Genomic DNA, 5,788 nt, shown 5'->3' with positions numbered 1-5,788 from the left:
TCTCGGAGCGACACACCCGCACCCCGGACGATCAACCAGCCGCTCCCGATCTACACCACGCAGTGGGACTCACCCCCGGAGGCCATCCGATCCGGTGGGAGGATGTCGCGGCGAGGGCCGGAAGCCGATCCCCGGACCTCTCGCATATCGCCGCCGAGATAGTCCACGCGGGACTAATCACCACGCCGCGAGACGCATTCACCCCAGAGTGGATCGGCCACGGCGGGCTGTACTGGCGGCCCCAGGCCCGCCCGACGGTGTCCGAGGCGCTACGGGTGGTCCGGGCCGCGGGCGGCGTGGCGATCCTGGCCTACCCGCGCGGAGGCCGGGGCCCGCAGATCACCGCCGCGCACCTCACCGGCCTGACCAGCCTCGGCCTGGCCGGGATCGAGGTGGACCGGCCCGACGCCGGGCCCGCCCGACGGCGCCACCTGCGCGACCTCGCCCGGCAACTCGGTCTGATCGTGACCGGCGGCAGCGGCTTCCGCGGCGACCCCTCACCCCACCCTCTGGGCGCGGACACCACCACCGGCGACATGTACGCGCGGATCCTCGCCCTCGGCGCCACCCCCATCACCTCCAGGTGATCATCATCTGGGTGGTGCGGGGAGCGCCGGCCGCCGCGCTGGGCTGGTTGGCGTGGCGGCTGGGCCGGCGCCTGCGCGGCGCGCCCCCCTGGTTCGCCACCCACCTCGAGGATGCCGGGCTCGAGGCGACGGACCGGCGCGAGCTGGCCGAGGAGGACACCGCCCTGATGATCCTGGGGCTGTGTCTCGGGCTGGCACTGTATGTGGCCCTGCTGGCATGGCCGCCGGCGCCGCCCGCCCGGGTCGGGGGGTGCACGACCGTCACCGTCTATGCGACGCACGCGCAGGCCGCGACGCAGCTACGCCAGGCCCTGCACCATCGCGACCCGTCCACGACCGTCGCCACGACCACCGTCGCGGACGTGTGGAGCGCCCTGCGAAGGGATGTCGATGGCCGGTGCGCTGTGGGCCTCGGCCAGATGAGCGCGGCCCAGCTGTGGCAGAGCGACACGGCTGGTGTGCGGCCCCTCGGCCCGTACTGGCTGCGGGCCGTCCGCGACGCCGACTGGCTGATCGTCCCCGTGAACGCCAGCGCCGCGCTGAGATCCGCCGTCACCAGCGTGCTGGAGCAGGCCGCCCAGGATCGATTCGACACGGGGAGGTCACGATGACGCCTACAGCAGGAGATCGAGATCCGCGGACGGGTGAGGACCGTTCGATCAGCCGGCAGTCCGAAGCGGCAGCCCCGGACCCCCGCACGCTCACCCCCGCGCAGCTGACGGCCTTCGCCGCGCGGACTATGCGGGTGGGCTTCCTCGCCGCCGGCTACCAGGCCGCGCTCCCCGCGACCAGGCGACGCAGGCCCAGCCGATGACCCTCCTGATGATCGTCGGCTGGAGCACGGCATGACCGCGCTGGTCGGCGCGACCTCCCGCGTCGGCGACACCGGTCGCAGGCGGGTGCACGTCATCTCCATCACGGCCGGCCAGGTGCTCAACGCCCTCGTCGATCCCACCGAGCCCACGATCCACACGTTGCGCCCCCGGCTCATCCCCCTGCCCGCACCGAAGGTGGCCGGCTTCTACCGGGAACAGGTGGCCGCGATGCTCACCGAGGTCGCCACCACCGCCATCGACGCCGTCGCGCTCGTGACCGCCCAGCCAGCCGCGGCGTGGCGGGAGCTCGTCACCCGCCACGTCCCGGAAATCCCAGTCACCGTCATCCCACCCGTACTCGCCGCGACCTGGTCGGAGTACCACCGGCGCGGGCAGACGGGCGCCCTCCCACCCGTCACGATCAGCTCGACAGTCCAAGCGGGCATCGTCCTCGACGGCCGGCCGACTCCCACCCGGCAGTCCACGTGCTCGGCGACGAGCGGCCGCCTCGCGGTCGCCTTCAACACGCGGGCCAGCGACGGCCAGTTCACCTCGGACGAGGTAATTAGAGTCCGACTGACCGGGCACCCGGTGTGTTTACCACCCGATCCGGCTCTGGGCGATTTCCTTCATTCGACGGTACGGCCGCCAAAAGGAGCGACGCAGGCTGAGTGCGAGCGCTCCTTGGCAAACCGGTGTGACTATTGTCACCCTATGATTACAGGTAGCTACCGTCTGCGCCTAGCTTGACCAGGCGTTCTTGCGAACAAGCAGTCAATGAACACACCATTTAGGTCACAGGTAGTAATCTTATCCGCCTTGACCATAACTGTTCGAGTTCGCTTAGCTTCTCCCCGTTTGAGACACGGACACAACGGGAGGATCTGACTCCATGCGGCGCCGCCGAAGATCGACTTTTGCCATCCTTGCCGTCGTGGGCGCTTCGCTTCTGGCTGGGCTCGGCGCGACGCCAGCATCCGCTGCCCCCGCGCCAGCTCCGCTCATCCAGGCATGCCTCGCCAAGGGCGCGTCGAACAACGCGTACACGGACGCTGGCTGGTATCGCACGCGAAACCAGTGGTGTCGAAACTCGATCATCCGAGCCGGTGAAACCGGCGGCGGCCAGGCGGGAGCCGTGCAGGCCGCGGTCGCCATCGGAGTGACCACTTCGCCGACCGACCTCAGCGTGCACGTCGACATGTACATCCGGCCGATCAGCGCCACCGGAACCTTGGCGAACGCCCTGCTCGACGTCGAGCTTCCTTGCACCGGCTGTACCGCAACGGGTGTGACCAACGGACGCGCCGCTCTGCTGTCCGGGTGGAGGGACAACGGCAACACGACCTTCGACTTCACGGCCGGTCTCGGCACCGGAGTCGACAAGGTCGCCAATCACGCCTTCCACCCCCGCTTCCTCCTGGACGGTGGTCGCTTGGCTAAGGAGTCCACAGGTACGGCCTTCCGGTGCGACTCCGCCTCCTACATCAACGCCGGCAACACTCCCGGATGTGTTTTTCCGCAGACTCACCCGACCCTGACCTATGACGCCAAGCTGCAGCCGAACGCCAAGGACACCATCGCGCATATCCGGCTGGCACTCACGAAGCCGACCTCGACACAGCCATTGTGGCTCGGCAGCGATGCCGGCAAGAAAACGATCCCCTCGGTGCTGCATCGTCAGACTTCCAAGAGTAAGAACCGGGCGAATAATCGAGCTGCCGCGGCGGTATGCCGATCGATCGACCCCAGTTATGTGAGTAAGGGGAATGACTGCGACGAGTTCCCTTTCGAGTCCTCGCAGGAAGGCGCGGCCAAGGGCGACAAACGCTTTTCGGCCCTGCCGGTGCGACTCGGTGATAATCGGAGCGCAGGAAGTACGCTCGGCAAGTTCTATACCGATCTGAGGGTCTTGGAGGGCGAGGAGTACCACGTAGCCGTCCCTCGGTAAACGCACGCGAGTGGCCCGCGGCTGGCGCGTCGGGACTGACCGATGCGCCAGCCGTGCTCTCTGCCATGATGGTTGCCATGGACAAGCCTGAGCTGCTTGCTGCTTACGAGGATGAGATCGACGTCGAGTACAGCCAATGGCTGGTGAAGGACGAAGGCATGGCCTGGCTGACGAATTCGGCGGTGCCGGCGCCCGAGCCGCCCCTCGCCGCGGAGGAACTCCTGCGTGTGGGTGTGGATTGGATCTGCGTAGGAAGCAACGCGCAGAACCACGTCGCGCGTGCGCGTCTGGAGTCGTGGCGCGGCGAGCCGGCGCGCCAGGACGGGTGGGAGCTGACCGAGGACTTCGACTTCACGGCAACCTCCGGCAAGTTGCTTCTCGACACTCTCACCACAGGCCCGGCGTCCGTGACCGAGCGCCTGACGTTGCCCTCGCCTGGCAGGTACCAAGCTCGGGCGTACTCGTGGGGCCGGACCGAGGCGCGGCGGGCCCTCGCGGAGACCTTCGAGGTGCCAGATGGCACCGAGACCTACCTGATCCAGTTCTGGGGCGAATGACCGAGACGGGCCCTCCGCCGAACTGGCAGAGCCAACGCCCCGCGGCGACCGCCACACCGTCGGCGCTGCTTTTCTCGGCTCGGCCGACGCCGCGCGGGCTTGGTCCCCGTGGGGGCCGACCAGGCTCGCGCGAGTGGCCGGTAGATCGAGACCAGCTCCAGCGGCGCCCATCCACCGGCCCCTGAGCACGATCGCGCGACCCCGGAAACGCCCGACCGTAGGCCTCGATGACGCGGGCACGCTCTCGCGGGGCGCTGCCGCGCAGCGAGACGATCCTCGCCTGGCTTTGCAAGTGAGAACAAGATCTGCGCCAGATCCCACTTCCACCTTCATAGCCAGACCAGTGGTCCACGCGCTTCCCCCGCAAGTTGCGATCCTCGCCGGGGGCGGGCCCCCGGCGCTGCTGCTGTCCGGGCCGTGGACCAGCACTGATGCACAGTTGCGATCCTCGCCGGGGGGGCGGGCCCCCGGCGCTGCGCGTACGACAACATGTTCCCAGGCGGACCGGACCACGAGTTGCGATCCTCGCCGGGGGCGGGCCCCCGGCGCTGCACTCGGCGAGCGCCGGCCGCACGGTCAGGTTGACGATGTTGCGATCCTCGCCGGGGGCGGGCCCCCGGCGCTGCGCGACATCCCACACCGCGTGCTCGAGCGACAGGTCGTTGCGATCCTCGCCGGGGGCGGGCCCCCGGCGCTGCCGGCGTTCAGGCGGCCGATCCAGGAGCCGACGGGGATGTTGCGATCCTCGCCGGGGGCGGGCCCCCGGCGCTGCGGAAGTTAGCCTCGCCGTTAGCCCGCTTAGAATTCGTGGTTGCGATCCTCGCCGGGGGCGGGCCCCCGGCGCTGCTTGGAGCACCGTTTCGTCATCGGGGCACATCAGATGGTTGCGATCCTCGCCGGGGGCGGGCCCCCGTGTCAACGGCCAGTTTTTGGTCCCTGCTGGTGGCCAGGTGAAAGTCCCCGGTTCCTCGGGGTTTTTCAGGGTGTTTGGGGGTGGGTGCCTCCTCTGTGGCGGGCTTGGCGCATCCGGTGGGATTCTCCTTTGGTCGCGATGACGGTGGCGTGGTGGAGGAGCCGGTCGAGGATGCTGACGGCGGTGGTGTGTTCGGGGAGGAAGCGGCCCCATTGGTCGAACGGCCAGTGGGAGGCGATCGCGAGCGCGCGGCGTTCGTAGGCGGCGGCGACGAGCCGGAACAGGAGTTGCGCGCCGGTGTCGTCCAGCGGGGCGAACCCGAGCTCGTCGATGATGATCAGGTCGTTGCGCAGGGTGGTGTCGATGATCCGGCCGACGCTGTTGTCCGCGAGGCCGCGGTAGAGGGTTTCCACCAGGTCGGCGGCGGTGTGGTAGCGGACTTTGTGGCCGGCGTGGACAGCGGCGACACCCAGGCCGATGAGGGTGTGGGTCTTCCCGGTCCCGGCGGGACCGACGAGCGTGACGTTCTCTGCGGCGCGGATCCATGCGAGGCTAGCCAGGTAGTCCAGGGTGGCGGGTGGGATCGTGGACACGGTCCGGTCGAGTTCGTCGAGGGTTTTCAGGACGGGGAATCCGGCGGCTTTGAGTCGGTTCGCGGTGTTGGAGGCGTCCCGGGACGTGATCTCGGCGTCGAGGAGAGTCCGCAGGACCTCTTCCGGTGTCCACCGCTGGGTCTTCGCGGTGATCAGCAGGTCGGGGGCTAGGCGGCGTATCGCGCCGAGGCGTAGCCGGCGTAGTGCGGCGTCGAGGTCAGCCGCCAGCGGCGGGGCGGTGGTGGTCATGACAGTTCGGTCAGGGCGTAGGCGGACAACGGCCGGGTCGCGACCGGGGGCAGCACGCCGGGCAGCGGGCCGCCGGCGGGTCGGGGCTGAGGCAGGCCGGGGCCGGCGTCGAGGATCGCCCGGACG

Annotated in this window: 7 protein-coding genes and 1 CRISPR repeat array; of the genes, 6 read left to right on the top strand and 1 reads right to left on the bottom strand. The window is 69.4% G+C overall.

The annotated features are described in order from the left end of the window. From MXD58_RS18370 to MXD58_RS18345, 6 genes are all read left to right on the top strand, one after another. Positions 1-587, top strand: a 587-nt coding sequence (locus MXD58_RS18370; RefSeq protein ID WP_248841307.1) for a PHP domain-containing protein, incomplete at its 5' end; no start/stop codon positions are given. Beyond that, positions 584-1,198 (top strand): hypothetical protein, encoded by a 615-nt coding sequence (locus MXD58_RS18365; protein ID WP_248841306.1) that lies wholly within the window; start codon positions 584-586, stop codon positions 1,196-1,198. The genes MXD58_RS18370 and MXD58_RS18365, both read left to right, overlap by 4 nt. Then, positions 1,195-1,401 (top strand): hypothetical protein, encoded by a 207-nt coding sequence (locus MXD58_RS18360; RefSeq protein WP_248841305.1) that lies wholly within the window; start codon positions 1,195-1,197, stop codon positions 1,399-1,401. The genes MXD58_RS18365 and MXD58_RS18360 overlap by 4 nt, the downstream gene beginning before the upstream one ends. Positions 1,402-1,432: 31 nt before the next feature. After that, positions 1,433-2,152 carry a hypothetical protein gene (locus tag MXD58_RS18355; RefSeq protein WP_248841304.1) on the top strand — a complete coding sequence of 240 codons (720 nt, stop codon included), beginning with the start codon at positions 1,433-1,435 and terminating at the stop codon, positions 2,150-2,152. 142 nt (positions 2,153-2,294) lie between these two features. Next, positions 2,295-3,350 (top strand): NucA/NucB deoxyribonuclease domain-containing protein, encoded by a 1,056-nt coding sequence (locus tag MXD58_RS18350; protein ID WP_250609627.1) that lies wholly within the window; start codon positions 2,295-2,297, stop codon positions 3,348-3,350. A gap of 77 nt (positions 3,351-3,427) precedes the next feature. Then, on the top strand, positions 3,428-3,907 hold the full coding sequence (locus MXD58_RS18345) for a hypothetical protein (protein WP_248841302.1): 480 nt from the start codon (positions 3,428-3,430) through the stop codon (positions 3,905-3,907). 515 nt (positions 3,908-4,422) lie between these two features. Next, positions 4,423-4,827: a CRISPR direct-repeat array (repeat unit 37 nt; unit sequence GTTGCGATCCTCGCCGGGGGCGGGCCCCCGGCGCTGC). A gap of 58 nt (positions 4,828-4,885) precedes the next feature. On the opposite strand, the gene istB is transcribed toward MXD58_RS18345, so the two are convergent. Further along, a complete protein-coding gene (istB, locus tag MXD58_RS18340; protein ID WP_248841301.1) occupies positions 4,886-5,662 on the bottom strand; it encodes an IS21-like element helper ATPase IstB in 777 nt (258 codons plus the stop codon). Positions 5,663-5,788 lie beyond the last annotated feature (126 nt).

It is taken from the genome of Frankia sp. AgKG'84/4, assembly GCF_023242965.2.
Taxonomy (GTDB): domain Bacteria; phylum Actinomycetota; class Actinomycetes; order Frankiales; family Frankiaceae; genus Frankia.
The sequence above is the reverse complement of the archived record's forward strand: the minus strand, read 5'-3'. Positions and strand labels throughout refer to the sequence as shown.